The organism is Streptomyces sp. NBC_01296 (genome assembly GCF_035984415.1).
Lineage (GTDB): Bacteria > Actinomycetota > Actinomycetes > Streptomycetales > Streptomycetaceae > Streptomyces.
This window is the reverse complement of the sequence record NZ_CP130720.1, coordinates 3,445,501-3,471,972: the sequence shown is the minus strand read 5'-3', so window position 1 is coordinate 3,471,972 and position 26,472 is coordinate 3,445,501. Positions and strand designations below refer to the sequence as shown.

31 protein-coding genes are annotated in these 26,472 nt (G+C 70.3%); 16 read left to right on the top strand and 15 right to left on the bottom strand.

The features are described from left to right. Positions 1-3 precede the first annotated feature (3 nt). Positions 4-591 carry a hypothetical protein gene (locus tag OG299_RS15440; RefSeq protein WP_266626014.1) on the top strand — a complete coding sequence of 196 codons (588 nt, stop codon included), beginning with the start codon at positions 4-6 and terminating at the stop codon, positions 589-591. A 4-nt stretch (positions 592-595) separates the two neighbouring features. Beyond that, positions 596-1,243 carry an OmpA family protein gene (locus OG299_RS15435; protein WP_327361777.1) on the top strand — a complete coding sequence of 216 codons (648 nt, stop codon included), beginning with the start codon at positions 596-598 and terminating at the stop codon, positions 1,241-1,243. Here OG299_RS15435 and OG299_RS15430 read toward each other — a convergent pair. Together OG299_RS15430 and OG299_RS15425 are read right to left on the bottom strand one after the other, a co-directional pair. After that, positions 1,240-1,686 carry a hypothetical protein gene (locus OG299_RS15430; protein ID WP_327361776.1) on the bottom strand — a complete coding sequence of 149 codons (447 nt, stop codon included), beginning with the start codon at positions 1,684-1,686 and terminating at the stop codon, positions 1,240-1,242. The two genes, OG299_RS15435 and OG299_RS15430, sit on opposite strands and share 4 nt — an antisense overlap. Positions 1,687-1,731: 45 nt before the next feature. Further along, positions 1,732-2,283, bottom strand: coding sequence for a TetR/AcrR family transcriptional regulator (locus OG299_RS15425; protein ID WP_327361775.1), 552 nt, complete (start codon positions 2,281-2,283; stop codon positions 1,732-1,734). A gap of 108 nt (positions 2,284-2,391) precedes the next feature. On the opposite strand from OG299_RS15425, the gene OG299_RS15420 reads away from it, so the two are divergent. Together OG299_RS15420 and OG299_RS15415 are read left to right on the top strand one after the other, a co-directional pair. Then, a complete protein-coding gene (locus OG299_RS15420; RefSeq protein WP_327361774.1) occupies positions 2,392-2,817 on the top strand; it encodes a nuclear transport factor 2 family protein in 426 nt (141 codons plus the stop codon). A 91-nt stretch (positions 2,818-2,908) separates the two neighbouring features. Then, positions 2,909-3,766 carry an alpha/beta fold hydrolase gene (locus OG299_RS15415; protein WP_327361773.1) on the top strand — a complete coding sequence of 286 codons (858 nt, stop codon included), beginning with the start codon at positions 2,909-2,911 and terminating at the stop codon, positions 3,764-3,766. 101 nt (positions 3,767-3,867) lie between these two features. On the opposite strand, the gene OG299_RS15410 is transcribed toward OG299_RS15415, so the two are convergent. Beyond that, positions 3,868-4,065, bottom strand: a complete 198-nt coding sequence (locus tag OG299_RS15410) for a hypothetical protein (RefSeq protein ID WP_327361772.1) — start codon at positions 4,063-4,065, stop codon at positions 3,868-3,870. A gap of 11 nt (positions 4,066-4,076) precedes the next feature. Next, a complete protein-coding gene (locus OG299_RS15405; protein WP_327361771.1) occupies positions 4,077-4,928 on the bottom strand; it encodes a helix-turn-helix domain-containing protein in 852 nt (283 codons plus the stop codon). A gap of 210 nt (positions 4,929-5,138) precedes the next feature. Here OG299_RS15405 and OG299_RS15400 point away from each other — a divergent pair, with 210 nt between their 5' ends. Further along, the gene (locus OG299_RS15400) at positions 5,139-5,681 is read left to right on the top strand and encodes an ATP-binding protein (RefSeq protein ID WP_327361770.1); all 543 of its coding nucleotides are present in this window, start codon (positions 5,139-5,141) and stop codon (positions 5,679-5,681) included. Here OG299_RS15400 and OG299_RS15395 read toward each other — a convergent pair. Together OG299_RS15395 and OG299_RS15390 are read right to left on the bottom strand one after the other, a co-directional pair. After that, entirely contained in the window at positions 5,642-6,217 is a 576-nt protein-coding gene (locus OG299_RS15395; RefSeq protein WP_327361769.1) for a hypothetical protein, read from the bottom strand. The two genes, OG299_RS15400 and OG299_RS15395, sit on opposite strands and share 40 nt — an antisense overlap. Positions 6,218-6,346: 129 nt before the next feature. Further along, positions 6,347-6,925 carry a TetR/AcrR family transcriptional regulator gene (locus OG299_RS15390; protein ID WP_327361768.1) on the bottom strand — a complete coding sequence of 193 codons (579 nt, stop codon included), beginning with the start codon at positions 6,923-6,925 and terminating at the stop codon, positions 6,347-6,349. A gap of 119 nt (positions 6,926-7,044) precedes the next feature. Between OG299_RS15390 and OG299_RS15385 the strand changes: the two genes are divergently transcribed. The 3 genes from OG299_RS15385 to OG299_RS15375 all read left to right on the top strand — a co-directional run bounded on the left by OG299_RS15385 (position 7,045) and on the right by OG299_RS15375 (position 10,207). Continuing rightward, on the top strand, positions 7,045-8,628 hold the full coding sequence (locus OG299_RS15385; protein WP_327361767.1) for an MDR family MFS transporter: 1,584 nt from the start codon (positions 7,045-7,047) through the stop codon (positions 8,626-8,628). Between the two features lie 287 nt (positions 8,629-8,915). After that, positions 8,916-9,782: a polysaccharide deacetylase family protein gene (locus tag OG299_RS15380; RefSeq protein ID WP_266633265.1), complete on the top strand. Its 867-nt coding sequence runs from the start codon at positions 8,916-8,918 to the stop codon at positions 9,780-9,782. Between the two features lie 101 nt (positions 9,783-9,883). After that, complete coding sequence (locus OG299_RS15375) at positions 9,884-10,207, top strand: nuclear transport factor 2 family protein (RefSeq protein WP_266625995.1); 324 nt, start codon at positions 9,884-9,886, stop codon at positions 10,205-10,207. Here OG299_RS15375 and OG299_RS15370 read toward each other — a convergent pair. Next, positions 10,198-11,364: a serine hydrolase domain-containing protein gene (locus OG299_RS15370; protein ID WP_327361766.1), complete on the bottom strand. Its 1,167-nt coding sequence runs from the start codon at positions 11,362-11,364 to the stop codon at positions 10,198-10,200. The two genes, OG299_RS15375 and OG299_RS15370, sit on opposite strands and share 10 nt — an antisense overlap. Positions 11,365-11,506: 142 nt before the next feature. Between OG299_RS15370 and OG299_RS15365 the strand changes: the two genes are divergently transcribed. Next, positions 11,507-12,127: a hypothetical protein gene (locus OG299_RS15365; protein ID WP_327361765.1), complete on the top strand. Its 621-nt coding sequence runs from the start codon at positions 11,507-11,509 to the stop codon at positions 12,125-12,127. Between the two features lie 178 nt (positions 12,128-12,305). Here OG299_RS15365 and OG299_RS15360 read toward each other — a convergent pair whose 3' ends face one another. From OG299_RS15360 to OG299_RS15350, 3 genes are all read right to left on the bottom strand, one after another. Then, on the bottom strand, positions 12,306-13,589 hold the full coding sequence (locus OG299_RS15360; protein ID WP_327361764.1) for an ABC transporter substrate-binding protein: 1,284 nt from the start codon (positions 13,587-13,589) through the stop codon (positions 12,306-12,308). A 296-nt stretch (positions 13,590-13,885) separates the two neighbouring features. Further along, complete coding sequence (locus tag OG299_RS15355) at positions 13,886-14,503, bottom strand: SMI1/KNR4 family protein (protein ID WP_266625987.1); 618 nt, start codon at positions 14,501-14,503, stop codon at positions 13,886-13,888. Between the two features lie 36 nt (positions 14,504-14,539). Continuing rightward, entirely contained in the window at positions 14,540-14,941 is a 402-nt protein-coding gene (locus OG299_RS15350) for a DUF192 domain-containing protein (RefSeq protein WP_327361762.1), read from the bottom strand. 72 nt (positions 14,942-15,013) lie between these two features. Here OG299_RS15350 and OG299_RS15345 point away from each other — a divergent pair, with 72 nt between their 5' ends. Beyond that, the gene (locus OG299_RS15345; RefSeq protein ID WP_327361761.1) at positions 15,014-15,763 is read left to right on the top strand and encodes a prepilin peptidase; all 750 of its coding nucleotides are present in this window, start codon (positions 15,014-15,016) and stop codon (positions 15,761-15,763) included. A 131-nt stretch (positions 15,764-15,894) separates the two neighbouring features. On the opposite strand, the gene mgrA is transcribed toward OG299_RS15345, so the two are convergent. Then, positions 15,895-16,932: an L-glyceraldehyde 3-phosphate reductase gene (gene mgrA, locus OG299_RS15340; protein WP_266625982.1), complete on the bottom strand. Its 1,038-nt coding sequence runs from the start codon at positions 16,930-16,932 to the stop codon at positions 15,895-15,897. Between the two features lie 129 nt (positions 16,933-17,061). Here mgrA and OG299_RS15335 point away from each other — a divergent pair, with 129 nt between their 5' ends. The 5 genes from OG299_RS15335 to OG299_RS15315 all read left to right on the top strand — a co-directional run bounded on the left by OG299_RS15335 (position 17,062) and on the right by OG299_RS15315 (position 22,836). Beyond that, entirely contained in the window at positions 17,062-17,823 is a 762-nt protein-coding gene (locus OG299_RS15335; protein ID WP_266625981.1) for an isoprenyl transferase, read from the top strand. 384 nt (positions 17,824-18,207) lie between these two features. Continuing rightward, positions 18,208-19,524 (top strand): RNA 5'-3' helicase PhoH2, encoded by a 1,317-nt coding sequence (locus tag OG299_RS15330; RefSeq protein WP_266625980.1) that lies wholly within the window; start codon positions 18,208-18,210, stop codon positions 19,522-19,524. A gap of 422 nt (positions 19,525-19,946) precedes the next feature. Then, on the top strand, positions 19,947-20,645 hold the full coding sequence (locus OG299_RS15325; protein WP_442817509.1) for an aggregation-promoting factor C-terminal-like domain-containing protein: 699 nt from the start codon (positions 19,947-19,949) through the stop codon (positions 20,643-20,645). Between the two features lie 108 nt (positions 20,646-20,753). Next, positions 20,754-22,169: an AI-2E family transporter gene (locus OG299_RS15320; RefSeq protein ID WP_266625978.1), complete on the top strand. Its 1,416-nt coding sequence runs from the start codon at positions 20,754-20,756 to the stop codon at positions 22,167-22,169. Next, complete coding sequence (locus OG299_RS15315) at positions 22,153-22,836, top strand: hypothetical protein (protein WP_327361760.1); 684 nt, start codon at positions 22,153-22,155, stop codon at positions 22,834-22,836. The genes OG299_RS15320 and OG299_RS15315 overlap by 17 nt, the downstream gene beginning before the upstream one ends. A gap of 94 nt (positions 22,837-22,930) precedes the next feature. Here OG299_RS15315 and OG299_RS15310 read toward each other — a convergent pair whose 3' ends face one another. Together OG299_RS15310 and OG299_RS15305 are read right to left on the bottom strand one after the other, a co-directional pair. Then, positions 22,931-23,467 carry an alkyl hydroperoxide reductase gene (locus OG299_RS15310; protein ID WP_053786237.1) on the bottom strand — a complete coding sequence of 179 codons (537 nt, stop codon included), beginning with the start codon at positions 23,465-23,467 and terminating at the stop codon, positions 22,931-22,933. A gap of 3 nt (positions 23,468-23,470) precedes the next feature. Then, positions 23,471-24,025, bottom strand: coding sequence for a peroxiredoxin (locus OG299_RS15305; RefSeq protein WP_327361759.1), 555 nt, complete (start codon positions 24,023-24,025; stop codon positions 23,471-23,473). Positions 24,026-24,161: 136 nt separating this feature from the next. Between OG299_RS15305 and OG299_RS15300 the strand changes: the two genes are divergently transcribed. Beyond that, positions 24,162-25,109, top strand: a complete 948-nt coding sequence (locus tag OG299_RS15300) for a hydrogen peroxide-inducible genes activator (RefSeq protein ID WP_327361758.1) — start codon at positions 24,162-24,164, stop codon at positions 25,107-25,109. A gap of 157 nt (positions 25,110-25,266) precedes the next feature. Here OG299_RS15300 and OG299_RS15295 read toward each other — a convergent pair whose 3' ends face one another. Beyond that, positions 25,267-25,557, bottom strand: coding sequence for a type II toxin-antitoxin system antitoxin (locus OG299_RS15295; RefSeq protein ID WP_327361757.1), 291 nt, complete (start codon positions 25,555-25,557; stop codon positions 25,267-25,269). Further along, positions 25,554-26,465 carry an SPFH domain-containing protein gene (locus OG299_RS15290; RefSeq protein ID WP_266625967.1) on the bottom strand — a complete coding sequence of 304 codons (912 nt, stop codon included), beginning with the start codon at positions 26,463-26,465 and terminating at the stop codon, positions 25,554-25,556. The genes OG299_RS15295 and OG299_RS15290 overlap by 4 nt, the downstream gene beginning before the upstream one ends. Positions 26,466-26,472 lie beyond the last annotated feature (7 nt).

Genomic DNA, 26,472 nt, shown 5'->3' with positions numbered 1-26,472 from the left:
TAGATGAGCACTCGGCACTCGGCAAAGGTCCGCGGGGGAGCGGCTGCCGCAGTTGCGGTCCTTTTGGCGATCACAGCGGCGGGTTGTGGCGGGGGAGACGACAACAAGCCCAAGGCGCCCCAGGCCCCAGCGTCGAAGTCTCAAGGGGACGCGCCCAAGGCCCAGGCGCCGAATGGCAGCCCCAAGCCCACGCCGCAGGAAGTGCTCGCCACGGTCAACGGCGAAGCCGGCATGACCCTGACCATCAACAAGGCGGCTCGGGATGGGGGTGGATTCTTGACCGTGGAAGGCCAGTTGAAGAACACCGGTGCCGCCCCCTACGTCAACACCGCACCATGGCGCGGCAATGAACTCAACTCCAGCGGTGTTTCGGTGGCGGGCGTCACCCTGGTCGACAAGGCCGGGAAGAAGCGCTACTACGTCCTCCGCGACACGGATGGCAGGTGCTTGTGCACCACCGGACTGGCCATCATCGAAGCCGGGCAATCGGTGCCCTTCTTCGCGCAGTTCCCGGCGCCACCGGCAGCCACCATGGAGGTCGAGATGAGCCTGCCCACCTTTGCCACGGCCACCATCAAAATCTCCGGGTGACCCCATGAATAAACGCCACCGTGTCTCCGCTGCGACAGCTGTCGTCGGTCTCGTCATTGCCGGCGCCCATCTGATCGGCGCGTCCAGCGCCTACGCTGACGACGTCAAGCCGTCGGCACCTCCCGGCACGGAGCCCTCCGCCGCCGCGCCCGTGCCCATCGACTCCAACGCTCCCGGGCTGAAGATCCCCCAGGGTGGAACCCTGGCTCCGATCAAGGTCCTGGACATCGCCGAGGTCGTCGAAGACCTGGGCGGTGAGCAGCGGCGGCAGGAGACGAACCAGTCCGTCATGATGGCGCTGCAGTCCGAGGTGCTCTTCCCCGAGAACAGTGCCGTCTTCAACGCCCAGGCCGCCGCCCGGATACAGGCCATCGCCAGCGAGATCAACACGCAGAAGGCGACCCGGGTCCGGGTCTTCGGGTTCACCGACGACCAGGGCAGTTACGAGCACGGCAAGGAGCTCTCCAAGCAGCGCGCCGACGCCGTTCAGACGGAGCTCGCCAAGACCGTCACCAGCCCCGGCGTCGTCTACGACGTCCGGGGCTACAGCGAGGACTACCCGATCGCCGACAACGGCACCGAGGAAGGCCGCAAGAAGAACCGCCGGGTCGAGATCACCTTCCCCCGCACCACCGCCGCCGGCGGCAACTAGACGACGAGTCCCGCCAGGCAGCCGACGAAGAACAACCCGGGGACCACCGCCAGCAGGCAGGCGAGCGCGGTCACGGCCGTGGCCGGTCCCTGGTACTCGCGCGGATCCGCGAACGCCGCGCACAGCAGGAGCAGCGCCGAAGGGAAGAAGATCAAGGTGCCTTCCCACGCGCCGAGGATCGACCACCCTGCCAGCGCGATCCCGAGGACCACGCAGGACGTCATGAACCGCGCCCGGTCCGCCCGGAAGGCCAGAGGCGCCGAGAACAACAGGAGGGTCGCGACCAGCCGGAAGGCCGGCGCGCCCGCGCAGAGCAAGGTGAGCGTGATCGGTGCCGGGAGGATCAGGGCGGTCAGCGCGATCTTGGTCTGCCAGGGGTGGACGGGCCGCACCCGGCGCGTCCAGGGCCTGCCGGCTCTTCCGGTCGGCTCCGTCGCCGTCATGGCCGCCCCCGCACTCTGCTCCGCAGCAAGTTGAACGCGTTCAATCTAGCGCATGCCCGTCTCCTGGGCGAGCAGCAGGGCGGACGCCGCCTCGCGGGCGCGGTGGGCCGGCTCGGGGCCGGGGGATAGGGCCGCCACCGCCGTCGCGCCCTCGACGAGGATCAGCAGCTGCTCCGCGAGCTCCTCGCGGCCGGGGCCGGCCAGCTCCGCCAGCAGCTCCCGCAGCTCCGCCTTGTGGCGGCGTACGACGTCCAGCACCCCGGCGGGGCCCGTGCCCAGCTCCCCGTACGCGTTCAGGAACGCGCAGCCCCGGAAGTCCGGCTCCGAGAACCACTGCGCCAGCCAGTCGAAGACGGCCTCGACCGGATCCGCGGAATTCGCCACCGCGCCGCGCAGGCTCGCCGTCCAGCGGCGGTCGCGGCGTTCGAGGTAGGCCGTGACCAGGGCCTCCTTGGCCGGGAAGACCTTGTAGAGCCGCTTGAGCGGCACCCCCGAATCCGTGCGGATGCGGTCCATGCCGACGGCCTGGATGCCCTCGGCGTAGAACAGCGCCTCCGCCGCGTCCAGCAGCCGGGTGCGGGCCTCTTCGTCGTCCATGGAGGCAGCGTAGCCCAGAATCGCTTGCGCGGAGAACGCTCGTTCTCTATCGTCTCCCCTTGTCGAGAACGACCGTTCTCTGCTCCTTCCTCCGACAGAGGTGCGCCCATGACCGACCCCGCCGTACGCCCGCCCGTGCCGCCGTTCACCGAGGAATCCGCCCGAGCCAAGGTCCAGGCCGCCGAGGACGCCTGGAACAGCCGTGACCCCGAGCGCGTCGCGCTCGCCTACACCGAGAACTCGTTCTGGCGCAATCGCGACCGCTTCCTCAGCGGCCGCGACGAGATCCGGCAGTTCCTCGCCGAGAAGTGGGAGCGCGAGCTCGACTACCGGCTCCGCAAGGAACTGTGGGCGTACACCGGCAACCGGATCTCCGTCCGCTTCGAGTACGAGTGGCACGACGCCGCCGGCCAGTGGTGGCGCAGCCACGGCAACGAGCAGTGGGAGTTCGACGGCAACGGGCTGATGCGCCGCCGCGAGGCCAGCATCAACGACATCCCGATCACCGCCGAGGACCGCCGCCTCACCTGCTGACCCGTGGGGAGGTGTGCCGTTCACCGGCCCGCGGTATGTCTCTGCGCGGGAGCTCGGTCCCCCTCCGGCATCCCAGGTGAGGAGTCTCGGCATGGCGCGGGCTCGTGTGAACGGCGTGGACCTCTACTACGAGGTCGCGGGCGAGGGCGAACCCCTGGTCCTGGTCCACGGCTCGTGGGTCGACCACGAGAACTGGCAGCTCGTCGTCCCCCGCCTCGCGCAGTCGTTCCGCGTACTGGTCTACGACCGGCGCGGCCACAGCCGCAGCGAGCGCCCGCCGGGGCAGGGCAGCCGGCGGCAGGACGAGGACGACCTCGCGTCGCTCATCGAGACCCTCGGCGCCCCGGTTCACGTGGCCGGGAACTCGTTCGGGGCCTCGACCGCGCTCGGCCTCGCCTGCCGCCGCCCGGAGCTGCTGCGCAGCCTGGCCGCGCACGAGCCCCCGCTCATGGGCATCGTGGGCGACGAGGACCGGGAGCTGCGCCCGGTGCTCCAGGCCATGGAGGCCGCCCTCGACGGCGTCCTCGCGGCCCTGCGCGCGGGCGAGGACCGGGCCGGCGCCCAGCGGTTCGTGGACGACGTCGCCATCGGACCGGGCGGCTGGGAGCAGCTGCCGGAACAGTTCCGCGAGACGTTCACCGCGAACGCCCCCACGTTCATGGACGAACACGGCGACCCGGACTGGGCGAGCCTCGACCTCGCCCGCCTCTCCGGCTACACCGGCCCCGCGATGCTGACCTTCGGCAGCGAGAGCCCGCCGTGGTTCCCGGTGATCGTCGGCAAGCTCGCCACCGCGCTCGGCGGCCGTGCGCAGATGCGGACGCTGGTGGGGGACGGGCACGTCCCCCACCTCACCCACCCGGACCGCTACGCCGACGACCTGATCGCCTTCATCCGCTCCTCGGGACGGTCGCCGGCCGATCGGACCACGAGGAACTCGGGCCCGTAGGCGGCGATGGCCTCGTTCGGCCGCTGGATCTGCATCAGCGCCACCGCGTGGGGTGTGCCGTGGGGACGTGTACGGGCACGGCCCGTACACGTCCCCACGGGTCAGTCCGCCAGCAGGTGGTCGGCCTTGCCGGCCTTGATATCCCGGATCAGCTGCCGCAGCGCGTCCGCCGTGTCGCTGACGTACGCCGCTTCCTGCCCGGCCACCGCGATGTAGCTCCCGCCCTCTCCGTCCATCCCTATCCGGTAGCAGGAGTTGCCTTCTCCGCAGAACGGGTCTTCCCAGGTCACGGTGGTCACGGTGTCCCCTCTCACAGCTGGCTTGCGATGGTTCGGATGAAGTCCCGGGAGGCTTCGGCGGACAGGGCCAGGCTTTCCAGCAGGGCGAAGTGGGCGCGGTACTTCGAGAGTTGTGTCTCGGCGTGGATGAAGTCGGGGCCATGCGAGTTGTCGACCTGCACGGTGTCGAGCTGTGCTGTCGGGCCCTCCGCGTAGATCACGGTCTGCCCCGCACCCGGGAACCCTCCCGCGTCGAACGGGAGAACGAGCACGGTCACATTGTCCTGCTCGGACCGGTTGAGCAAGTGGTCGAGCTGTGCGCGCAAGACGGCGCGTCCGCCGAACTGCATACGCAGGGCGGCTTCGTGTACGACGGCCACGAACTCGGGTGCGTTCTCGCCGTCCAGGATGCGCTGGCGCTCGACGCGTAGCGCCAGCCGCAATGCGACCTCGCGCTCCGGCAGGGGTGGGATCACCATCCGGAAAAGGGCGAGCGCGTGGTCGGAGGTCTGCAAGAGTCCGGGCATGTGAACGGAGTAGGCGCCCCGCATGCGGACGCAGCGAGCTTCCATTTCCGCAATGTCCAGGAGGCCCTGGGGGAGTTGGCCCCGATAGCGATCCCACCACTGGCGTCCGGCCGGCTGCGCCATCTCCATCAGTCCGGAGATGTACAGCTCATCGGTGACTTCACAGTTGCAGGCCAGCGTGCGCAGCCGCTCGGTCGAGATGGCGCGCGTCCCGGACTCCATCGCGGAGATGGCGCCCCGGTCCACCCCCAGAAGTCCGGCGGCGAACTCGGCCGAAACCCCAGCTGCCGTACGCATCCTGCGTAGCTCGTACCCCAACCTCTTCTGGCGCTCTGTCGTGGCTGTCCTCGCGGTCATGGCGTGAAGTCTTGCGCGTCCCGAGGCCCTCTGGGCGCGAGCGGCTGACTTCTCCCGCCGAGCGGGCCAAATTTGGCCCGCTCGGCGCTACATTGGGTAACGCACCGCTCACGCAACGGGAGTTGAAGTGCATCGCTGCGGCATGCGCATGCCGCAGCGACAGGCCACCACGCCCACGGCGGAGCCATTCGCAACCACAGGGAGTTCGCGATGCTCAACCCCTTCATGCAGTCGGCCCAGGGCCGGTTCACCGTCTGTCCGGCTTCGCCGCCCGCTCCCGACGGGGACGAGCCGCCCTCGCCGGAGGCGCTGACCTGCAGCCTGACCGTGCCCGGCGAGGCGTACAGCGCGCAGATCGCGCGTCGGACCGTACGGTCCGTACTTCATGCGCACCGGCTCGATGCGATCGCCGTCTCCGCCGAGCAGGTGACCGGCGAACTGCTCGCCGCCTCCTGGCATTTGGATCCTGGGCGGAGTCTCTACCTTTCCGTTCGGTATCGGGACGATGCGCTGCGGCTCACCGTCTACGACGGTCACGCACCCCACTCCCACCCCCGGCTGGCCGCCCACTGCGAGGCCCGACGGCGGGCCGCGCTGCGGCTCATGGCAGTCGTGGTCCGGGAGTGCGGCGGGGCCTGGGGTTTCGGGGAGTCCCGGGAGCCGGGTGGCGGGACCCGGACCTGGGCGACCCTTCCCCGTGCGGGCGCCCTCGGTTACGGGGAGGGGGAGGGGCTCTCCGTGGGCTTCGGGTAGCAGGGCGATCGGACGGTGATGTAGGCGATGCCGTCACCGGTGCCTCTGTCCGTGATGCTGTTCTGGGCGCTCAGCGAGAAGTCGTCGGGCCTGGTGTGCATGAAGACGGCTGCTGCGGGATCCGACCAGTCGCCGTCGGAGTCTTTGCTCTGGAACTTGTAACCCAGCGCCACCCACGCGTCCCGGGCCTGACGGACGAGATCCCTCGCGGCAGAAGGGGCCACGCCCTCGAGCCGGTAGTCGACGGAGACCTGGTCCAGCTCGGCGGTGCCGAACTCGGTCGTGCACCCACTGCTGGAGTAGTGATGTTGCCGCAGTGCCGGTTTCGGAGACATGCCGGCAACGGCCTGCTGCACGATCTCCTCGGCACGCATCCGGGCCTGCTGCTCGGTCAAGTCGGCCGTCTTCCTCGCGCACGCCGCTGTCGTGGCGGTCAGCGCCAACAGGGTCACCCATGCCACCGCGCTCCGCAGCAGGGGCCGGCCCGAGTCCTCGAAGTGCGCCTGCGCCCGGGCCATGGCCCGACCGTGTCCCATCCGTCCGCCTCCACAACACGCTCCACACCGACCCGCCGACCGTATGGGCGGGCGAGCGATCGGACGTGAGTGCGGATACTCATCTTCGGGTGGCCCCGGTCCGGCCATGGCCCGGCCCCCACCCCCGCCTCAGGTCGCCTCGTGGGCCTGCGTGATGAGGTCCGTGGCGACCTCCAGGGCCGCCAGGCGGGTCTCCTCCGGGTCGCCCTCCACGTGCTGCAGGAACATCATCCCCGCGTGCAGCGTGAACAGGGCGCTCACGCACCGCACCTGGTTCGTCAGGGGCCCGTCCTCCGTGCGGAGCAGCTCGACCAGCGTGAACAGCCGGCGCTTGACCGTCTCGCCGATGCTCAGCTCCCGCATCGTCGCCTGGTTCTCCTGCATGAACCGGTACAGCGGCGCCCCCGCCACCATCGCCTCGCTGTAGCGCCGGAGCACCTCGCGCTTCATGTCCAGCGTCCGCGGCTGCTGCTTCGCCCAGTCGATCAGCTCGTCGATCGGCCTCGTCAGGTCCTCGAAGACGCTGATGATGATGTCTTCCTTGGTCTTGAAGTGGTAGTACAGCGCCGCCTTCGTGACCTCCAGCCGCTCCGCGATCTCGCGCAGCGAGGTCTTCTCGTACCCCTGTTCGGCGAAGAGCTCCAGTGCGACGTCCTGGATGCGCTGGCGCGTATTGCCACGGCGCGCCTGCGGACTGCTGCTGGACATGGCTCTCCCCAAACTACTTACTTGACGCCCGGCTAGTGGCGGGTCTACCTTCCCCAGTGTAGTCAACTAGCCGGTCGGCAAGTAAGGGTCCGGAGCATGTGGGTGAACGGGGAGTGGACATGACTCAAAACACAAAGGCGGCGGAGATCTCCGAGGAGGTGAAGCCGCGCAGCGTCCGAGTCGTCCTCATGGCCCTCATGATCGCAATGCTCCTGGCCATGCTCGACAACATGATCATCGGTACCGCGATGCCGACGATCGTCGGTGAGCTCGGCGGTCTGGAGCACCTCTCCTGGGTGGTCACCGCGTACACGCTGGCCACCGCGGCCTCCACGCCGATCTGGGGCAAGCTCGGCGACATGTACGGGCGGAAGGGCTCCTTCCTCACCTCCATCGTCATCTTCCTGATCGGCTCCGCACTCAGCGGCATGGCCCAGGACATGGGCCAGCTGATCGGCTTCCGCGCCATCCAGGGCCTCGGCGCAGGCGGTCTGATGGTCGGCGTCATGGCGATCATCGGCGACCTGATCCCGCCCCGTGAGCGCGGCAAGTACCAGGGCATGATGGCCGGCGTGATGGCCCTCGCCATGATCGGCGGACCGCTCGTCGGCGGCACCATCACCGACCACATGGGCTGGCGCTGGTCCTTCTACATCAACCTGCCGCTCGGCGCCGTCGCGCTCGCCATGGTCAGCGCGGTCCTGCACCTGCCCAAGAAGAAGGCCCAGGGCAAGATCGACTATCTGGGCGCCGCGCTGCTGACCGTCGCCATCACCTCGACCGTGTTGGTCACGACCTGGGGCGGCACCGAGTACGCCTGGGGCTCCGGGGAGATCATCGGCCTGATCATCGTCGGTGTCGTGTCGATCGCCGGCTTCCTCTTCGCCGAGACCAAGGCCGCCGAGCCCGTCATGCCGCTGCACATCTTCCGCAGCCGCAACTTCACACTCATGTCGGTCATCGGCTTCCTCGTCGGCTTCGCGATGTTCGGCGGCGTGCTCTACCTCCCGCTCTTCCAGCAGTCGGTCCAGGGCGCCTCCGCCACCAACTCCGGTCTGCTGCTCCTGCCGATGCTGCTCTCGATGATGGTCGTCTCGCTGATCGCGGGCCGGGTCACCACCAGCAGCGGCAAGTACAAGGTCTTCCCGATCGTGGGCGGCGCTTTCATGGTCGTGGGGCTCTTCCTGCTCGCGCAGATGGACACCGAGACCAGCCGTCTGATGTCCGGCGTCTACATGGCGATCCTCGGCGCCGGCCTCGGCTTCCTGATGCAGATCACCATGCTGGTCGCGCAGAACAGCGTGGACATGAAGGACATGGGCGTCGCGTCCTCCTCGGCCACCCTCTTCCGTACGCTCGGCGGCTCGTTCGGCGTGGCCCTGATGGGCTCGCTGTTCACCAGCCGGGTCACGGACACCATGAGCGAGCGCCTCGGCCCGCAGGCCGCCGGCGCGGCCGGTGCCGCCCGCCTCGACGCGGCCAGCCTGGCGAAGCTGCCGGAAGCGGTGCGCGACGCCTACCAGCACGCGGTCGCCGCCGGTACGCACTCCGCGTTCCTGCTCGGTGCGGCCATCGCCGTACTGGGCTTCGTGGCCGCCTGGTTCGTCAAGGAGGTCCCGCTGCGGGGCGCGGGCCCGGCCCAGGGCGCCGACGCGGGCGGCGACAAGGCGGCGCAGGCTCCGCAGGAGTCCTTCTCGCACTGACGAGGCCGTACGTTCTCCAGCCCGGCCCCGGCGGATTTCCGCCGGGGCCGGGCTTTTTCCTGCCCTCAAGCCGGGTACGCATGAGTTCGGTGAATGCGGCTGATGCGGGGGAGGTTGATGTGGTTCCGTCCTGTTTCAGGTGGGGTCCAAATCGGGGCGATCAAGGACCAAGGTCCTATTAGCTGGATTTTATGGGGGAATTGGCGGGAACCCCGCCGCTTCGAGGGTCGTCCTGGAGGGCAGAGCGCACACAGGAACGGACGGGGAGGGGACGGTCCATGGGCTTCATGGCGCGCGCGAACAGGCAGGGCATCCGGGCCGGGGCAGTCGTCGTGGCCGCGGCCGCCGCAGTGGCCGGGACGGCGTGGGGGGTGACCGCCCTCGTGGAACCGGGCCCCGGCCGGCACGAGGACGCGGCCCGCCAGACCGACACCGGTGGCACGGGCGGCGGTTCGGACGACGGGGCGAAGGGCGGTGGCGGGAAGGGTGGCGGGGCCCAAGGCGCCGGCGGCGGCGCGCCCCGGTCGCAGATACCCGACGGCATAGCGCACGCCTCCGAGAGCGGCGGCAACGCCGTCAACATCACCATCGACGACGGCCCCGACCCCCAGTGGACCCCCAAGGTCCTCGAGGTGCTCGAGAAGTACGACGTGAAGGCGACCTTCTGCATGATCGGACCGCAGGCCAAGGCCCACCCCGACCTGGTCAAGCGGGTCGTCGCGGGCGGCCACCGGCTCTGCGACCACACCATGAACCACGACACGGCCATGGACAAGAAGCCCGTGGACTACCAGGAGAAGCAGATCCTGGACGCGAAGAAGATGATCGAGGACGCCGCGGGCGGCGGCGCCACGGTGGAGTACTACCGCGCCCCGGGCGGCGCGTTCACCCCCGACAGCCGCCGCATCGCCGCCGCGCACGGCATGCGCCCGCTCGGATGGAATGTCGACACCAAGGACTTCGGCAAGCCCGGCGTCGCCGCCATCGTCAACACGGTCAAGACGGAGATAGGCAACGGCCCGACCGTCCTCTTCCACGACGGCGGCGGCAACCGCACCCAGACCGTCGCGGCCCTCGACCAGGTGCTGGCCTGGCTGAAGAACCAGGGCCGTCCCACCGGCTTCCCCGTCCGCACCGCCCCTGACGCCTCCTGACACGCCGTCCGGCGGCGAACGGGTGAAGGTCGCCGCCCCGGCGCCGCCCGCGGTGTTCCCTGGTCGCGCACACAGCCCGTACGACCGCCCAGGAGGCCCCCGTGATCCCGTCGAACCAGCTGACCGACCCCGCCGTCCGCGCCTTCGTCAGCGCCGTCAACGCGGGAGACCGGAACGCCTTCCGCGCCGTCCTCACCGAGGGCGCGACCATGTCCGACGACGGCTCCGACCGCGACATCACCCAGTGGGCCGAGAAGGAGATCTGGTCCTCCAACGGGCACATGGACGTGGAAAAGGAGTCCGACGGCGGCCGCGCCCTCGTCGTCGACTATCGCAACGACACGTGGGGCGAGATGCGCACCGCCTGGCAGTTCACCGTCACCGGCGACGGCCGCATCAGCCGCTTCGAGACCGGTCAGGCCTGAGCCGTCGCCCCCTGGGCCGAGGCCGCCCGCAGCACCGCCGCCGTCAGGCGCTCGTTCTCCGGCGCGGCCCCGCCCGGGAAGGCGAACCGGCGGCGCGTATACCCGTACGCGAGCCCCGTCGCCGGGTCCGCCCAGCCCAGCCCGCCCGACGCGCCGCAGTGCCCGAACGCCTGCGGGCCCACGGCGTGCTGCCGCTCGAAGCCCAGCCCGAAGTGGTCCACCTCGGCGGTCACCCGGTCCTCGCCCGGGGTGTGGGGCGCCGCGAACTCGGCCGCCGTCTCCGGCTTCAGCAGCGGAGGCCGGCCGTCCACCTCGCTGATCGCGGCCGCGTACATCCCCGCGACGCCGCGCGCCGTTCCTGTGCCGCCGGCCGACGCCGGGCCCAGTTCCCTCACCTTGGGGTGGTTCCCGTACGCCAGCAGGTCCATCGCGGGCTCCCGGTGCGCGTTGAACGCGACCGGCAGGAGCTCCGGCAGCGCGGCCCCGGCCGTCGCCGCCAGCTGCTCGGGCGTGGGAAGCATCTCCAGCACCGGCTTCCAGCGGCCCTCCAGCTCCTGTGGCAGGCCCATGTACAGGTCCAGCCCGTACGGTGCGCGGATCCGCTCCTCGAACACCTCCTGGAGGGACTTTCCGGTGGCCCGCCGCACCACCTCGCCGATCAGCGCGCCGATCACGAAGGCGTGGTACCCGTACGCCGTCCCGGGCTCCCAGTACGGCTCCTGCGCGGCCAGTCGCGCCGCGATCAGCGCGTCGTCCGCGATCTCCGCGTAGTCGAAGCCCTCGGCGGTGTTGACCAGTCCGGCCTGGTGCGAGACCAGCTGCCGCACCGTCAGGCGCTCCTTGCCGCCGCCCATGAACTGCGGCCAGTACTCCGAGACGCGGCGCTCCAGCTCCAGTACGCCGTCCTGTACGAGCAGCGCCACCACCAGGTGCGCGCCGCCCTTGGTGATCGAATAGACCCCGGTCAGGGTGTCGGCGCCGGTGTCCTCGCCGGCCCACAGGTCGACCACGCGGCGGCCGTCCCGGTACACCGCCAACTGCGCCTCGGGGGAGTGCGCCTCGGCCGCGACGAAGGCCTCGAACTCCTCCCGTACGGGCTCCCAGCCCGCTGCCACCGCGCCGTACACGTTCGTACCCACACCCGCACTCGCGCCCATCGGGACTCCCTGTCGCTCGGTGTCGTCGCTTCACCCGGTAGAACGGAAGATGATCATGCGATATTCCGGTGCGCGGATCCCGTACGGGTGAAAGCCCGCGCGGCCTCGTTGCAGCCCGCCGAGGGGCCCCGTTGGGCCGGGCATGAAGCGCACCCGCATCGCCGCTCTCGCCCTCGCCACCGCCGCAGCGGCCCTCGCTCCCGCCTTGGGCCAGCCCGCCACCGCCGCGGACGGTACGTACCTGCAGGACCCGGCCGGCGGCGAGAAGACGATGAAGTCGCAGTGGACCAAGGACGAGATGCACAAGCTGGAGGGGCAGCTCCGCTTCTACCCCGGGATCCGGTACAAGACGGTGACCCGCCCCGGCCCCTCGGGCGCTCCCGACTACGAGCGGCGGGTCGCCGACCCCAAGACCCTGGCCTGGCAGCCCTCGTTCGACTTCGGCTGGGCGGTGTCGGACTCGAAGCTGGTGAAGAAGGCCGTGACGACCAAGGACGGCAGGCACCCGATCGTCCTGCACGCCGTCCTGCGCTCCGCGGACCACGCCAAGGCGGTCGAGGTGCGCCAGGAGCTGGCGGACCGGCCGGCGACGGGGCGCGCGAAGGTTCCGGGCGGCAAGCGGATCGCCTGTGACACCGGTGAGTACACGGTGGAGTGGTCGCTCACACGCTCGGGCTACGGCACGCTCACGGGGGCGTTGAGCTGGGACTCCAGCTGTGAGCAGTACCGGACGGCGTTCTCATCGGAGAACGGCAGGGTCTGACCCGGAGGCGGAGGGAGCGGAGAGGGAGGGAGAGGGCCGGCCGCCCCGTGCACCTTGTGGGTACGCGGCGGGCGACTGGTCCGCGGCCTTGGATCAAGAGCCGTGGCAGCCATTCTGCCGCACGGGGTGGGATGCGGCAGGGGCGAAAGCCCCGTGTCGGGCGGGAAGTTCAGTGCATTCAGTGCTTCTTTGCGGCCTCGTTCGCCTTGGCGGCGATCTCCTCGAGGACGGACTTCGCGTCGCCGTTCGGTTCCACGGCGCGGCCGATGTTGCGCTTGATGGTGTCGCTGACCGTCACCCAGGACGGGTCGTTCACCGGGTACAGCTGGGCGCCGCGCAGGGCCGTCAGGAAGAACTGGTCGTTGCTGTCGAGGCCGGCGCCGGAGGGGTTGCGGGAGGCCGAGACGGTCGAGGGCAGCAGGTGGTAGCGGCCCGCGAAGTCCGACAGGTTCTTGTCCTGGTAGATGAAGTCCAGGAACTTGCCGATCTCCGCGCGCTTTCCGTTCTGCTTGAAGGCCATCATCCAGTCGGCGACACCCACGGCCGGCGGGGTCTCCCCGGAGCCGAGCGTGTCCGAGACCGGCATGGTCGCGGTGCGGACGTCGATGCCCTTGGCACGCGCCTCGTGGAGGAGCTGCGGGTAGCCGTTCAGCATGCCGACCTCGCCGCGCACGAAGGCGGCGAAGGCGTCGGCGCGGTTGAGCTGCGACGGCGGGACGGGCCCGGTCAGGCCGGGACCGACCAGGTTGTCCTTCAGCCAGCGGAAGGTCTCGATGTTCTGGTCGGAGGCCAGGTTGTAGTTGCCGGCGCTGTCGGCGTAGCCGCCGCCGTTGCTCAGCTCCCAGATCATCGCCTCGGCATGCGCCTCCTCCGGGCCCAGGGGCAGGGCGTACGGGTACTTCACGCCCTTGTCCTTGAGCGCCTTGGCGGCGGACTTCAGGTCGGACCAGTTCTTGGGCTCGCTGACGCCGGCCTGCTTGAAGAGGCCCTGGTTGTAGAAGAGGAGCCGGCTGCTCGCCACCCAGGGCAGGCCGTAGAGGGTGTTGCCGACCGAGCCGGCCTCGGCGAGCGGCTGCAGGAAGTTCGCCTCGGCGGTGACCGAGAGGAGTTCGTCCGCGGAATAGAGCTTGTTCTGCGCCGCGAAGTCCGAGTACGAGCCCATGAGGGCCATGTCCGGCGCATTGCCGGACTTGACCATACGGGTGACCTCGCGGTCGATGTCCGCCCACGGCAGGAGCTGGACCTCGACCTTGATGTCGGGGTTGGCGTTGGTGAAATCGACTGTGACCTTGTCCCAGAAGGCCTTGGAACTGGTGGCCTGGTTGTCGCCGTATTCCGCGGCGACCAGGCGCAGCGTTCCGCTGTCACCTGCGCCGTTGTCTGAACCGCCGCATCCGGCCAGCGGGAGCAGCAGACCGAGCACGACCGCGGTCGCGCCCGTGCCGAAGATTCTTCGTCGCACGGGTGTATTCCCCTGAATTTCTTTTGAGTCCCGTTACTACTTATGAGTTGCTCCGGGCTGGGGTGTCCGTCCGTGGCCCGTTGGCCGGAATTCTCTCCTGCGGAAGGGCGGTTGATTCCATTGGGTCGGAACTTGTGGTCAATGCTCCAAGTACGGCTTTTCCGGGTGGTGTTTTCCGATATGTGATCAACAAATCGGACGCGCGTAGACATGCCGAAAGGCCCGATTCCGGCCCATTGGGGCTGCGGAACGGGTCGGAGGTCCGGATCAGGTCAGGGGGCCGGTGCGCCCGGGGCTCAGTCGGTGAACTCGCCCGCGTAGGGGTCGGGCTCGCCCGTCTCCGGGTTGCGGCCCTCCTGCCAGCGGCGCTGGGCCTTGCGCCAGTGCACGAAGCTGAGGTGCCCGCCGTCCCAGAAGGTGATGCTGACCGGGCTCACGTCGAACTCGTCGGAGCAGAGCCGGTACAGGAACTCGGCCATGCCGTACGGATGGACCGCGAACGCGTCGGCGGTGTGCCGGCCGACCACCAGGACGGGCCAGCGGTTCGGATCGGGGTCGGTGGTGACCCAGCAGAGGATGTCGGAGCCGCCGGTGACGCCCCACGCGATGATCGACTCGGGGTCCACGCCGAAGGCGGCCCGGCCGCCCTCCGCCTCCCAGAGCTGGCGGGCGTTTTCGGTCTCCTCGGCCATCTCGGCCGGATCCCACTGCAGCCCGGGCTTGGGGAGGGGCAGCAGGATGCTGGCCTCGCCGTTGATGGAGCCGGCGCCGAAGCGGCCCATGAAGGCGACGAAATCGGCCGGGAACCGGGTGTGCCAGGCGGCCTCGGCGGCCGGCCAGTCGATGTCCTCGTCGGCGCCGTGCGTCGCCGGCATGATCTGCTCCAGCGCCTTGATCCGCGCGTTCTCCGTCATGCCGCTCCCCTGAGACCCCAGCTCAACCGCCCCAACCTACCGCCGGGGCCGCGCCGGGCCTAGCGGTAGTTGAGACGGGTCCGGTCCGTCCGGTCCCTCGACGTGCAGCTGCGAGCCGACGCGCAGGCCCCAGGCCGTCATGGCCCCGGCCTCGGCCTCCAGGACGTGCCGGGAGCGGAGCCGGGGGAGCCCGAGCCGGCCGGGGGGCATGGTCGTCAGGGCGATGACGCGCAGGCGGCGGTCGAGGTACGCCACGTCGATCGCGAACCGCATCCGGAACGTGTGCACGCTCCCGGCCGGGGTGAGGAGCAGGGCGGCGCCGGGTATGCCGTCGCGGCCGAGCAGGCCGCGGGTGCGGGCCCGGTAGGAGGCCGCGATCTCCAGGGGCACCGGTTCCCGGTCCGGCCCGAGGCGGAGCAGGCCGTTGCTGGTGGTCATGGCGGCCAGGGTAGGGGCGGTTGGGCCCCCGGGCCCATGCGGGTGCCGGTGTCTGCGCCTACCGTCGGCGGGATGGGCCTGTCAGTGATCACCGTCGCCGCGGTCGTGTACGGGGTGGCTGCGGGGCTGCTGCTGCCGCGGGCCGCGTATCGCCTGGCGGTCGAGCCGGATGAGCCTTGGCAGGACCGCTGCCCCGAGGGCCACCCGATCCGAGGCTGGCTGGGCCTGCCCCGCTGCCACCCCGCTGCGCGCGCTTCGTCGCGGGAGCCGTCGCACCGGTACGGGGTTTCCGTTGCGTGGGGCGGCGCCGTCGCCGGCGCGCTGTGCGGGGTGGTGGGCGGAGCTGTCGGAGAGCGGCCCGAAGGGGTCGTGCTGGTTGCGGTGGCGCCGGTGCTGCTCCTGCTCGGGATCGTGGACCTGGCCGTGCAGCGGCTGCCCGATGTGCTCACCCTGCCCCTCGCGGGAGCGGTCGCCGCCGGGCTCGGGGCGGCAGCCCTCGTACCCGGCGCCGGGGGGTCCTGGACGGGCGCCCTGCTCGGTGGGGGCGCGCTCGGAGGGGCGTACCTCCTGCTGTTCCTGATCAACCCCGCCGGCATGGGCTTCGGCGACGTCAAGCTGGCGCTCGCGCTCGGGGTCATCCTTGGGTGGTACGGCTGGGGGGTATGGGCCGTCGGAGCCTTCCTCGGGTTCCTCTACGGCGCCCTGTACGGCCTCACCCTTGTGCTGCGGGGCCCCGGAGGCCGCCGGACGGCCTTCCCTTTCGGCCCCTTCATGACGGCCGGAGCCCTCACCGGAGTGCTGCTGGGTGGTTTCGGAGCGTAATCATCTTGCGTCGATGCACGCATCAGGCTTTACGAAGGGTTATGGTGGAACCCCCCCCTCGGGCCGGTCCGTATCCCCCCCACGGACCGGCCCGTTTTTTATTTCCACCACCGCCCGGGCAAAACCGCAGGTCAGCTGCGCTGGGCCCAGATGTTGGTGCCGGGGGTGGACACCGCGAAGGAGTCGATCTCCTTCAGCTCCTGCTCCGACAGCGGCGCACCGCCCAGCGCGGCCACGTTCTGCTCCAGCTGGGACACGCTCGAAGCGCCGATCAGCGCCGAGGTCATCCGCTCGTCCCGCAGCACCCAGGTCAGCGCCAGCTGCGCCAGCGACTGCCCGCGGCGCGCCGCGATCTCGTTCAGGCCGGCGAGGCGGCGGACCACGTCCTGCGACAGCAGGTCCGGGTTCAGGGACTTGCCCGCGGCGGCACGCGAGTCCTCCGGGATGCCCTTCAGGTACTTGCCGGTCAGCAGCCCCTGCGCGAGCGGCGCGAAGGAGATGCAGCCCATGCCGGCCTCCTCCAGGGTGTCCAGCAGCCCGTCCTCCTCCGTCCAGCGGTTGATCATGGAGTACGAGGGCTGGTGGATGAGCGGGCGGATGCCCATCTCGCGCAGGATCCGCGCAGCCTCGGCCGTCTGCTCGGCCGTGTACGAGGACACGCCCACGTACAGCGCCTTGCCCTGCCGGACCGCGGACGCCAGCGCGCCCATGGTCTCCTCCAGCGGGGTCTCCGGGTCGAAGCGGTGCGAGTAGAAGATGTCGACGTAGTCCACGCCCATCCGCTTCAGCGAGGCGTCGAGCGAGCTCATCAGGTACTTCCGGCTGCCCCACTCGCCGTAGGGGCCCTCGTGCATGAAGTAGCCGGCCTTGGTGGAGAGGATCAGCTGGTCGCGGTAGGAGGCGAAGTCCTGCGCGAAGATCTTGCCGAAGTTGAGCTCGGCCGAGCCGGGGGGCGGGCCGTAGTTGTTCGCCAGGTCGAAGTGGGTGACGCCCAGGTCGAAGGCCCGGCGCAGGATCGCCCGCTGGGACTCGAGGGACTTGTCGTCACCGAAGTTGTGCCAGAGGCCGAGGGAGATGGCGGGAAGCTTGAGGCCGCTGTGGCCGGTGCGCCGGTACTCCATGGAGTCGTAGCGCGAGGGCTCTGCCCGATAGGGATTGTTATCAGTCACGTTGTCCTCCCTATCACGGACTTGTGACAGACCGAGTTGGGTACCCGATCCCGCCGCGCAGTAATGTGGCGGCCTCGGGGGAAGGACCGCATTTCGCACGGGGGCATTGCACGGAGGGGCTGGAAGATCGTGAAGCTGCGCGACCTGGTGTACAGGCTCTACGCACGCCGGGTGGAAGGCCGCCTCGACCATGACGCGTCGCCCAAGCACATCGGCGTGATCCTGGACGGGAACCGGCGCTGGGCGAAGGCGTCCGGAGGCACGACGGAGCAGGGCCACCAGGCGGGGGCCGACAAGATCTCCGAGATGCTGGGCTGGTGCACCGAGACCGACGTCGAGGTCGTCACCCTGTGGATGCTGTCCACGGACAACCTGGACCGGCCGGAGGTCGAGCTCCGCCCGCTGCTCAACATCATCGAGAACACGGTCCGGGGCCTCGCCGCGGACGGCCGCTGGCGCGTCCACCACGTCGGCAACCTCGACATCCTGCCCGCGCAGACGCAGTCGGTGCTGAAGGAGGCCGAGCAGGCCACCCACGACGTCGACGGGATACTCGTCAACGTCGCCGTCGGCTACGGCGGCCGCCAGGAGATCGCCGACGCGGTCCGCTCCCTGCTGCTCGAGCACGCGGAGAAGGGCACCTCGTTCGAGGAGCTCGCCGAGATCCTCGACATCGACCACATCGCCGAGCACCTCTACACGCGCGGCCAGCCCGACCCGGACCTGGTCATCCGGACCAGCGGCGAGCAGCGGCTGTCCGGATTCATGCTGTGGCAGAGCGCGCACTCCGAGTACTACTTCTGCGAGGTGTTCTGGCCGGCCTTCCGCAAGGTCGACTTCCTCCGGGCACTGCGCGACTACGCCGCCCGCCACCGCCGCTACGGCTCCTGACGGCCCCTCCGAACGGCACTTTTCGGCTCCATCCACGGCGCGCCCCGGACCTCCGGCGGCGCGCCGTCGCCGTACTCCCGGGGGTCCCCCCGGCCCCTGCCGTCCTCCCTGCAAGGCCTTCACCAGGGATTCACCGAGCGTCCGTCATATGCCATGGCATGGCCGGGCCTGATCGGGGAATATCCCTTTCAGGTCGATGCCCGATCCACGGGTGTCGAGTCTCAGCGGACGGCATGGGGTCGTCCGCCCGGGAGGCCCTTTGCACCAGGACGCACGTGCGGTTCGCACGGACGAATGGGAGGGCCGGAAATCGGCCCCGGCATGGGTGCCGATGACCGGTCCGGTCTTCATGGCCCGACCTCTTCCGAGGGGGTACGTCCTTCCGTGGTGACCAGCACAAAGCGCCGCCTGCCCGACAGGCGGACCTACGTCCTCGACACCAGCGTCCTGCTGGCAGACCCCAATGCGATCACCCGCTTCGACGAGCACGAGGTCGTGCTCCCGATCGTGGTGATCACCGAGCTGGAGGCAAAGAGGCACCATCCCGAACTCGGCTACTTCGCCCGTCAGGCCCTGCGCCTGCTCGACGACTTCCGGGTTCGCTACGGTCGCCTCGACGCCCCCATCCCGCTGGGCGATCTGGGCGGCACCCTGCGTGTCGAGCTCAACCACTCCGACCCCGGTGTCCTGCCGGCCGGCTTCCGGTTGGGGGACAACGACTCGCGGATCCTCGCGGTCGCCCGCAATCTCCAGGCCGAGGGCTACGACGTCACGGTCGTCTCGAAGGATCTCCCGCTGCGCATCAAAGCCTCCTCCGTGGGGCTGCTCGCCGAGGAGTACCGGGCGGAGCTCGCGATCACCGACGCCGGCTGGACCGGCATGAGTGAGCTCGCGCTGTCCGGGGAGCAGGTCGACCTGCTCTACTCCGAGGAGCGGCTGTACGTACCGGAGGCCGCCGAACTGCCCGTGCACACGGGGCTGGTCCTCCAGTCCGAGCGGGGCAAGGCCCTGGGCCGGGTCACCGCGGACGGCAACGTACGGCTCGTACGGGGCGACCGCGAGGCCTTCGGGCTGCACGGCCGCAGCGCCGAGCAGCGCATCGCCCTGGACCTGCTGCTCGATCCGGAGATCGGGATCCTGTCCATGGGCGGCCGGGCCGGCACCGGAAAGTCGGCGCTGGCGCTGTGCGCGGGCCTGGAGGCCGTGCTCGAGCGGAGGCAGCATCAGAAGGTGATGGTCTTCCGGCCGCTGTACGCGGTGGGCGGCCAGGACCTCGGCTACCTGCCCGGGGACGCGTCCGAGAAGATGAGCCCCTGGGCGCAGGCGGTCTTCGACACCCTCTCGGCGGTGGCCGGGCGCGAGGTCATCGAGGAGGTGCTGAACCGGGGGATGCTGGAGGTCCTGCCGCTCACGCACATCCGCGGGCGCTCGCTGCACGACGCCTTCGTGATCGTGGACGAAGCCCAGTCGCTGGAGCGGAACGTCCTGCTGACCGTTCTGTCCCGAATCGGCGCAAATTCGCGGGTTGTTCTGACCCACGACGTCGCCCAGCGGGACAATCTGCGGGTCGGCCGGTACGACGGCGTGGTGGCGGTCGTTGAGAAGCTGAAGGGGCACCCCCTCTTCGCGCACGTCACGCTCACCCGCTCCGAGCGCTCCCCGATCGCCGCACTGGTCACCGAGATGCTCGAGTCCCTGTAGGGGTGAAGGGGGTAAAACCCCCATAGCGGGAAGGCGAGTTGGCGCCGCCCGGCAAAGGCACGAGAGCCTAGCCGGGCGGCGTCGTGCTGCACAGACCTTTGGTGAAACCAACGGCAACATGCGAGGTGTGACCTTTCCCACGCAGCGGAGAATTGCCTTGCGGTGTCGGGGTCCGGCAGAGTCTGTTTTCCGTCAGGCCCCGCATACGGCACACCTGTATCTCCGGTATCTCCCGTGGGTACAAAGCAGCATCACAACTCCACAGTCGTTCGCCGTATGCCGCCCGAGCACCACGCGGCAGCCCCCGTAAGGGAGTTGCCCACGGGCCCGCGCCTCCAGTGATCGCAGCACCACGGAGGCCAGTGTCGAGGGGCACTATTGCGCCCGCCCGGTCACTGCGGACGCTGCTGGAAGGACACCGTGTGAGCCGGATCTCGGTCCGGGGGATCGCTGTGGCTTCGGCCACCGCAGTCACCACCGTCGGCGCAGTCGTGGGCGTTGCCGCTGGCGACCCCGCCTCGAACGATCTCGAGACCACCGCGTCCGGGGCGACCCTCCTCGCCGACATCCCGGTCGGCGACCAGGCGCAGGTCCAGAACGCGTCCCTGACGCAGCAGGCCGACGCCATCGCCCAGGGCGCCGACACCGACGCCAAGCGCGTCGCCGAGGAAGCCGCCCGCATCCAGGCCGCCGAGGACGCCAAGTCCAAGAAGGCCGAGGCGCAGAAGGCTGCCGACGAGAAGGCGAAGAAGGACCGCGAGGAGAAGGAGCAGGTCGCCAGCCGCTCCGCGGCCCGCAGCGCCGGAGACTTCGCCGTCCAGAGCTCCTACACGGTCGCCCAGGTCAAGGCCATCGCCCAGCAGATCGTCCCGGCCGGGCAGTTCCAGTGCTTCTCGAACATCATCAACGAGGAGTCGACCTGGAACTACAAGGCCGTGAACTCGTCCTCGGGCGCGTACGGTCTGGTCCAGGCGCTCCCGGGCTCGAAGATGTCCTCGGTCGCCGACGACTGGCGCACCAACCCGGCCACCCAGATCCAGTGGGGCCTGAACTACATGAACGAGCGCTACCACAGCCCGTGCAGCGCCTGGAGCTTCCACCAGGCCAACGGCTGGTACTAGTACCGGCCACCCGCTCAACCTCGAGGAGCCCCGCACCGTCCTACGGTGCGGGGCTCCTCGCGTGTACGGTCTTTCGAGGTGTGTCCACGGGCGGGGGAAGGGAAAGACATGGCGAAGAGGGCAGGCTGGCTCGGCCGGCTCGGGAACAGGCTGAGCCGCATGGAGGCGCGGCTCCAGGAGCGGCGTGCCGAGGTCGAGGCGGAGAGCATCCTCGCCGCTCCTGTCGCGGTCACCGCGGGGGGCGCCGCCCGTACGGGCGTGAGCGCGGGTACCCGGGCCGGCGCGGGGGCCCCGGCAGCCCATGCACCCACCCCGGTGACCGCCACTCCCGCCGAGCAGCCCGGCCACCCGCACCCGCCCGCCCAGCCCGGGCGTCCCGACCCGGTGAGCGTCGTCCCGTGGGGCATGCGCGTCGCCGCCGAGGTCAGCTGGCGGTTGCTGCTGCTCGCCGGGATGCTCTGGGTCGTGATGAAGGTGATCAGCGAAGTCCGCCTGGTCGTCCTCGCCTTCGCGGCCGCCCTGCTCGTCACCGCGCTGCTCCAGCCCTTCGTGGTCCGGCTGCGCCGCCTCGGCCTGCCGCGCGGGCTCGCCACCGCCGTGACCGCGATCCTCGGGTTCGTGGTCATCGGGCTGGTCGGCTGGTTCGTGGTCTGGCAGGTCATGGAGAACCTCGACGACCTCTCCGCCCGTGTCCGCGACGGCATCAACGAGCTCAAACTCTGGGCACTGGACAGTCCGTTCCACGTGACCGAGAAGCAGATCAACGACATCGCGAAGAACCTCAGCGAGACCATCGGCACCAACACCGAGCAGATCACCTCCGCCGGCCTCCAGGGCGTGACGGTCCTCGTCGAGGTGCTGACGGGCATCCTGCTCGCGATGTTCTCGACGCTGTTCCTGCTCTACGACGGCAAGCGCATCTGGACCTGGGTGCAGGGCCTGGTCCCGGCCGCCGCCCGCCCCGGTGTCGCGGGGGCCGGTCCGCGCGCCTGGCGCACGCTGACGGCGTACGTGCGCGGCACGGTGCTCGTCGCGCTCATCGACGCCATCTTCATCGGCCTCGGCATCTACTTCCTCAAGGTGCCGATGGCGGTGCCGCTGGCCGTCTTCATCTTCCTGTTCGCCTTCATCCCGCTCGTCGGCGCGGTGGTCTCGGGCGCCCTCGCGGTGGTCGTCGCCCTGGTGACCCAGGGGCCGTGGACCGCGCTGATGGTGCTCCTCGTGGTGCTGGCCGTGCAGCAGATCGAGGGGCATGTGCTGCAGCCCTTCATCCTGGGCCGGGCCGTACGGGTGCACCCGCTCGCGGTGGTGCTGTCGGTGGCCGCGGGCGGCATGATCGCGGGCATCGGCGGAGCGGTCGTCGCGGTCCCGCTGGTCGCCGTCACCAACACGGTGGTCGTCTACCTGAGGGCCTACTCCCGCGACCAGCTCCTGCGCGGCGCAGCGCCGATCGGCCCCGGTCCGCACGGCTCGACGGCGTTCGAGCAGGCCGTGCGGGGGGCCGAGCGTGATCAGCGAGCCTGAGCTCGAAGGGGAGTGGGACACCGGCCGGCCGGCGGCGCCGGCGCAGGAGCCCGACGCCCCGCGCGAGCGCGTACGGGGGCCCCGTACGGCCTGGTTATGGGCGCTCGGCGGGGCCGTACTGGCCTCGGCCGTCTGGGTCGGCGTCCTGGTGGCGCAGGATCGTTTCGCCAGTGCGCCGCGGATCGCGTACCGGCACACCGAGGACCTGTGCGAGGCAGGGCGCCTGGCCGCGCTCGCCAAGACGGAGGTGCAGCCGGGTCACGGCTTCCCCACCCATGGCGAGCATCCCGGGCTGGACTGGTCGTACTGCAGCTACAACGGGGACTACGTCGACGGGCAGGTCTCCTACCAGGTGCAGGCGATGACCGAGCTGCACAAGAAGACCGATCCCGAGGCGGAGTTCGGCACGGGACCCTGGGCCGGCTGGGGCATTTTCGGCGGTGGCGCCGGTACGGCGGAGCAGGTCTCCGGGCTCGGCGAGCGGGCGGAGTTCCACGAGGGGGCCGGCGGCAGCGGGCCCCGGCTCCAGGTGCTCGACGGCGGGGCGGTGTTCACGCTGAACGTCCAGTGGTTCGGGCCCGATGCCCGCTTCGAGCCGGACGGGGACGCGATCAAGGCAGCGATGATCGAGGACATGCGCGCCCTGATGACGGCCCTGCGCAAGTGATCACCGGGCGCAGGTGAACGACGGGCGCAGGTGAACGACAGGGCCCCCGCTGCCGGGAACGGCTGCGGGGGCCCTGGGCCTCGTACGAGGAGGACTACTCGGCGGCGAGGGCGGCCTCGGCGTCGAGGGTGACCGCGACGGCCTGGATCACCGAAGCGATCTTGAAGGCCTCCTGGATCGTCTCGCGGTCGACGCCGGCCTTGCGCAGGACCTGCTCGTGCGAGTCCAGGCACTGGCCGCAGCCGTTGATCGCGGAGACCGCGAGCGACCACAGCTCGAAGTCGACCTTCTCCACACCCGGGTTGCCGATGACGTTCATCCGCAGGCCCGCGCGCAGCGTGCCGTACTCCGGGTCGGAGAGCAGGTGGCGCGTGCGGTAGAAGACGTTGTTCATCGCCATGACCGCGGCCGCGGACTTGGCGGCGGTGTACGCCTCCGGCGACAGGGCCGCCTTCGCCTCCGGCTCCAGCTCACGCAGGACGCGCGGGGAGCGGGCGGCGATCGCGCAGGACAGGACCGTGCCCCACAGCTGCTGCTGCGGGAGGTCGCTGTTGCCGATGACCGAACCGAGGTTCAGCTTCAGGTCCTTGGCGAAGTCCGGTATGGCGGACTTGAGGGAGTCGAGGGACATCCGTCACTCACCGGCCAGCAGCGCGCCGGCGTCCAGGGTGCCCTCGCCCTTGTTCCAGTTGCAGGGGCACAGCTCGTCGGTCTGCAGGGCGTCGAGGACCCGCAGGACCTCCTTGGGGTTACGGCCCACGGAACCTGCGGTCACCATCGTGAACTGGATCTCGTTGTTCTGGTCGACGATGAACACGGCGCGCTGCGCGAAGCCGTCCTCGCCCTGCACGCCACAGGCCTGCATGAGCTCGTGCTTGGAGTCGGCCAGCATCGGGAAGGGGAGGTCACGCAGGTCGGCGTGGTCCTTGCGCCAGGCGTGGTGGACGAACTCGGAGTCGCCGGAGACGCCGAGGACCTGGGTGTCGCGGTCGGCGAACTCGTCGTTCAGCTTGCCGAAGGCGGCGATCTCGGTCGGGCAGACGAAGGTGAAGTCCTTCGGCCAGAAGAACACCACGCGCCACTTGCCCTCATGGGTCTTGTGGTCGATCTGGGCGAACTCGCTGCCGGCCTCGAGCGAGACGCAAGCGGTCAGATCGTAGGTGGGGAACTTGTCACCGACAGTGAGCACGTGCTCTCCTTGCGGAAATGGAAAAGAGCCCTTTTGGGGGTTTTCCGAGGGGGTTGGACGGATCTCACATGCTGGCACAGCAGGATTGATTACGGAAATAGCTAGACTCGAGCCAGGTGATCGGAGGTACCTATCAGTGGCTGTCGGTAATAGGGGAGCGAAGCAGGCGACGCTCGCGCAGCTGCGCGCGTTCGCGGCCGTCGCCGAGCACCTGCACTTCCGGGACGCCGCCGCGGCCATCGGAATGAGCCAGCCGGCGCTCTCCGGCGCCGTCTCCGCGCTGGAAGAGGCCCTGGGCGTGCAGCTGCTGGAGCGCACCACCCGCAAGGTGCTGCTCTCGCCGGCCGGCGAGCGGATCGCGGCCCGGGCCCGGGCGGTCCTCGAAGCCATGGGCGGGCTGCTGGAGGAGGCAGAGGCGGTACGGGCCCCCTTCACCGGGATCCTGCGGCTGGGGGTGATCCCCACGGTGGCCCCGTACCTGCTGCCGACCGTGCTCGGGCTCTTCCACCGGCGCTACCCGCGGATGGACCTCCAGGTGCACGAGGAGCAGACCTCTTCGCTGCTGGACGGGCTGGCCGGCGGACGGCTCGACCTGCTGCTGCTCGCGGTCCCGCTCGGTGTCCCGGGGGTGACCGAACTGCCCGTCTTCGACGAGGACTTCGTCCTCCTCGCGCCCCGGGAGCACCCGCTCGCCGGGCGCAGGGACATCCCGCGCGAGGAACTACGGGGCCTGCAGCTGCTGTTGCTCGACGAGGGGCACTGCCTGCGCGACCAGGCCCTGGACATCTGCCGCGAGGCCGGCCGGACCGACGGGGCGGACGTCACCACGACCGCCGCCGGACTGTCCACCCTCGTACAACTGGTCGCCGGGGGACTGGGGGTGACGCTGTTGCCGCGCACCGCGCTGCGGCTGGAGACCGCACGCAACGAGTACCTGGCCACCGGGTACTTCGCCGAGCCCGCGCCCTCCCGGCGGATCGCGCTGGCGATGCGCACCGGAACGGCCCGCCAGGAGGAGTTCCGGGCCATCGCGGGCGCCCTGCGCGAAGCCGTACGCCCGCTCCCGGTGTGGCCCGCCGAGTAGGGCGGATCGGTCCGGGGAGCGGGCGTACGGGCCTGCGCGCGCCCGGCGTCACTCCGTACGCAGGCCGTCAGCGGGGCGGACCCCGCGGGTGGCCCCCGCCGACCCCGGCCCCTGTCGGGCGGAGATGCCCGACAGGGGCCTGCCCGGGGAACTGCCGTCAGGAATCGGGCGAGCTGCGGGGGCGGCCGCGCGGCCGGATCGGGGCGGCCCCGCCCGGCAGCCGGCCCGTCTCGGACAGGGCCCGCCGCAGCAGGAACTCGATCTGCGCGTTGGCGCTGCGCAGTTCCTCGCCCGCCCAGCGCGCGAGGGCGTCGTACACCTGCGGGTCGAGCCGCAGCAGCACCTGCTTGCGCGCCTGCCGCCCCGCGCGCGCGGCCCGCTCCTGGCCCTGCCCCGCGTCGGGGCCCTGTCCCGGTTGCGGGTCCTGCGGCTCGCCGGCGGGGCTCACTGGTAGAGCGTGCCCGCGTTGACCACCGGCTGGGCCGCCCGGTCGCCGCAGAGGACCACCATCAGGTTCGAGACCATGGCGGCCTTGCGCTCCGGGTCCAGATCCACGATGTCCTCCTCCGCCAGGCGGGTCAGGGCCAGTTCCACCATGCCCACCGCCCCTTCGACGATCTGCTTGCGGGCCGCCACGACCGCTCCCGCCTGCTGGCGCTGGAGCATCGCGGAGGCGATCTCCGGAGCGTACGCGAGATGCGTGAACCGGGATTCGATGATGCGGACGCCGGCCGCCTCCACCCGCGCGTGCAGTTCGAGCGCCAGCTTCTCGGTGATCTCCTCGGCGTTGCCGCGCAGCGAGAGCCCGCCCTCCTCGTGCGAGTCGTACGGGTACTCGATCGCGATGTGCCGGACCGCCGCCTCGGTCTGGGTCTCGACGAACTGGGTGAAGTCGTCCACCTCGAACTTCGCCCGCGCGGTGTCCTCCACGCGCCACACCACGACGGCCGCCAGCTCGATCGGGTTGCCGTACGCGTCGTTGACCTTCAGGACGGCCGTCTCGTGGTTGCGGACCCGGGTGGAGATCGTCTCCCGCGAGGTCAGCGGATTGACCCAGCGCAGGCCGTCCGCACGGATCGTCCCCCGGTACCGGCCGAACAGCTGGACCACGCGCGCCTCGCCCGGAGCCACCGTGTTCAGCCCGCTCATCGAGATGACCGCGACGAGGATCAGCAGGATGCCCGGCGGTATCAGGGACGCGTGCATCACCGTGCCGTCGGAGGTCACGCCGAGGGCGATCAGGCCCGCGCCGGCCACCGCTCCCAACAGCCCGAGTACCAGGGCCAGTCCGCCGCCCATGCTGCGCGCCGTGAACTCCCGTACGTCTGCAGCGGTTGCCGCCGAGTTCGTCATCATCTGCCCC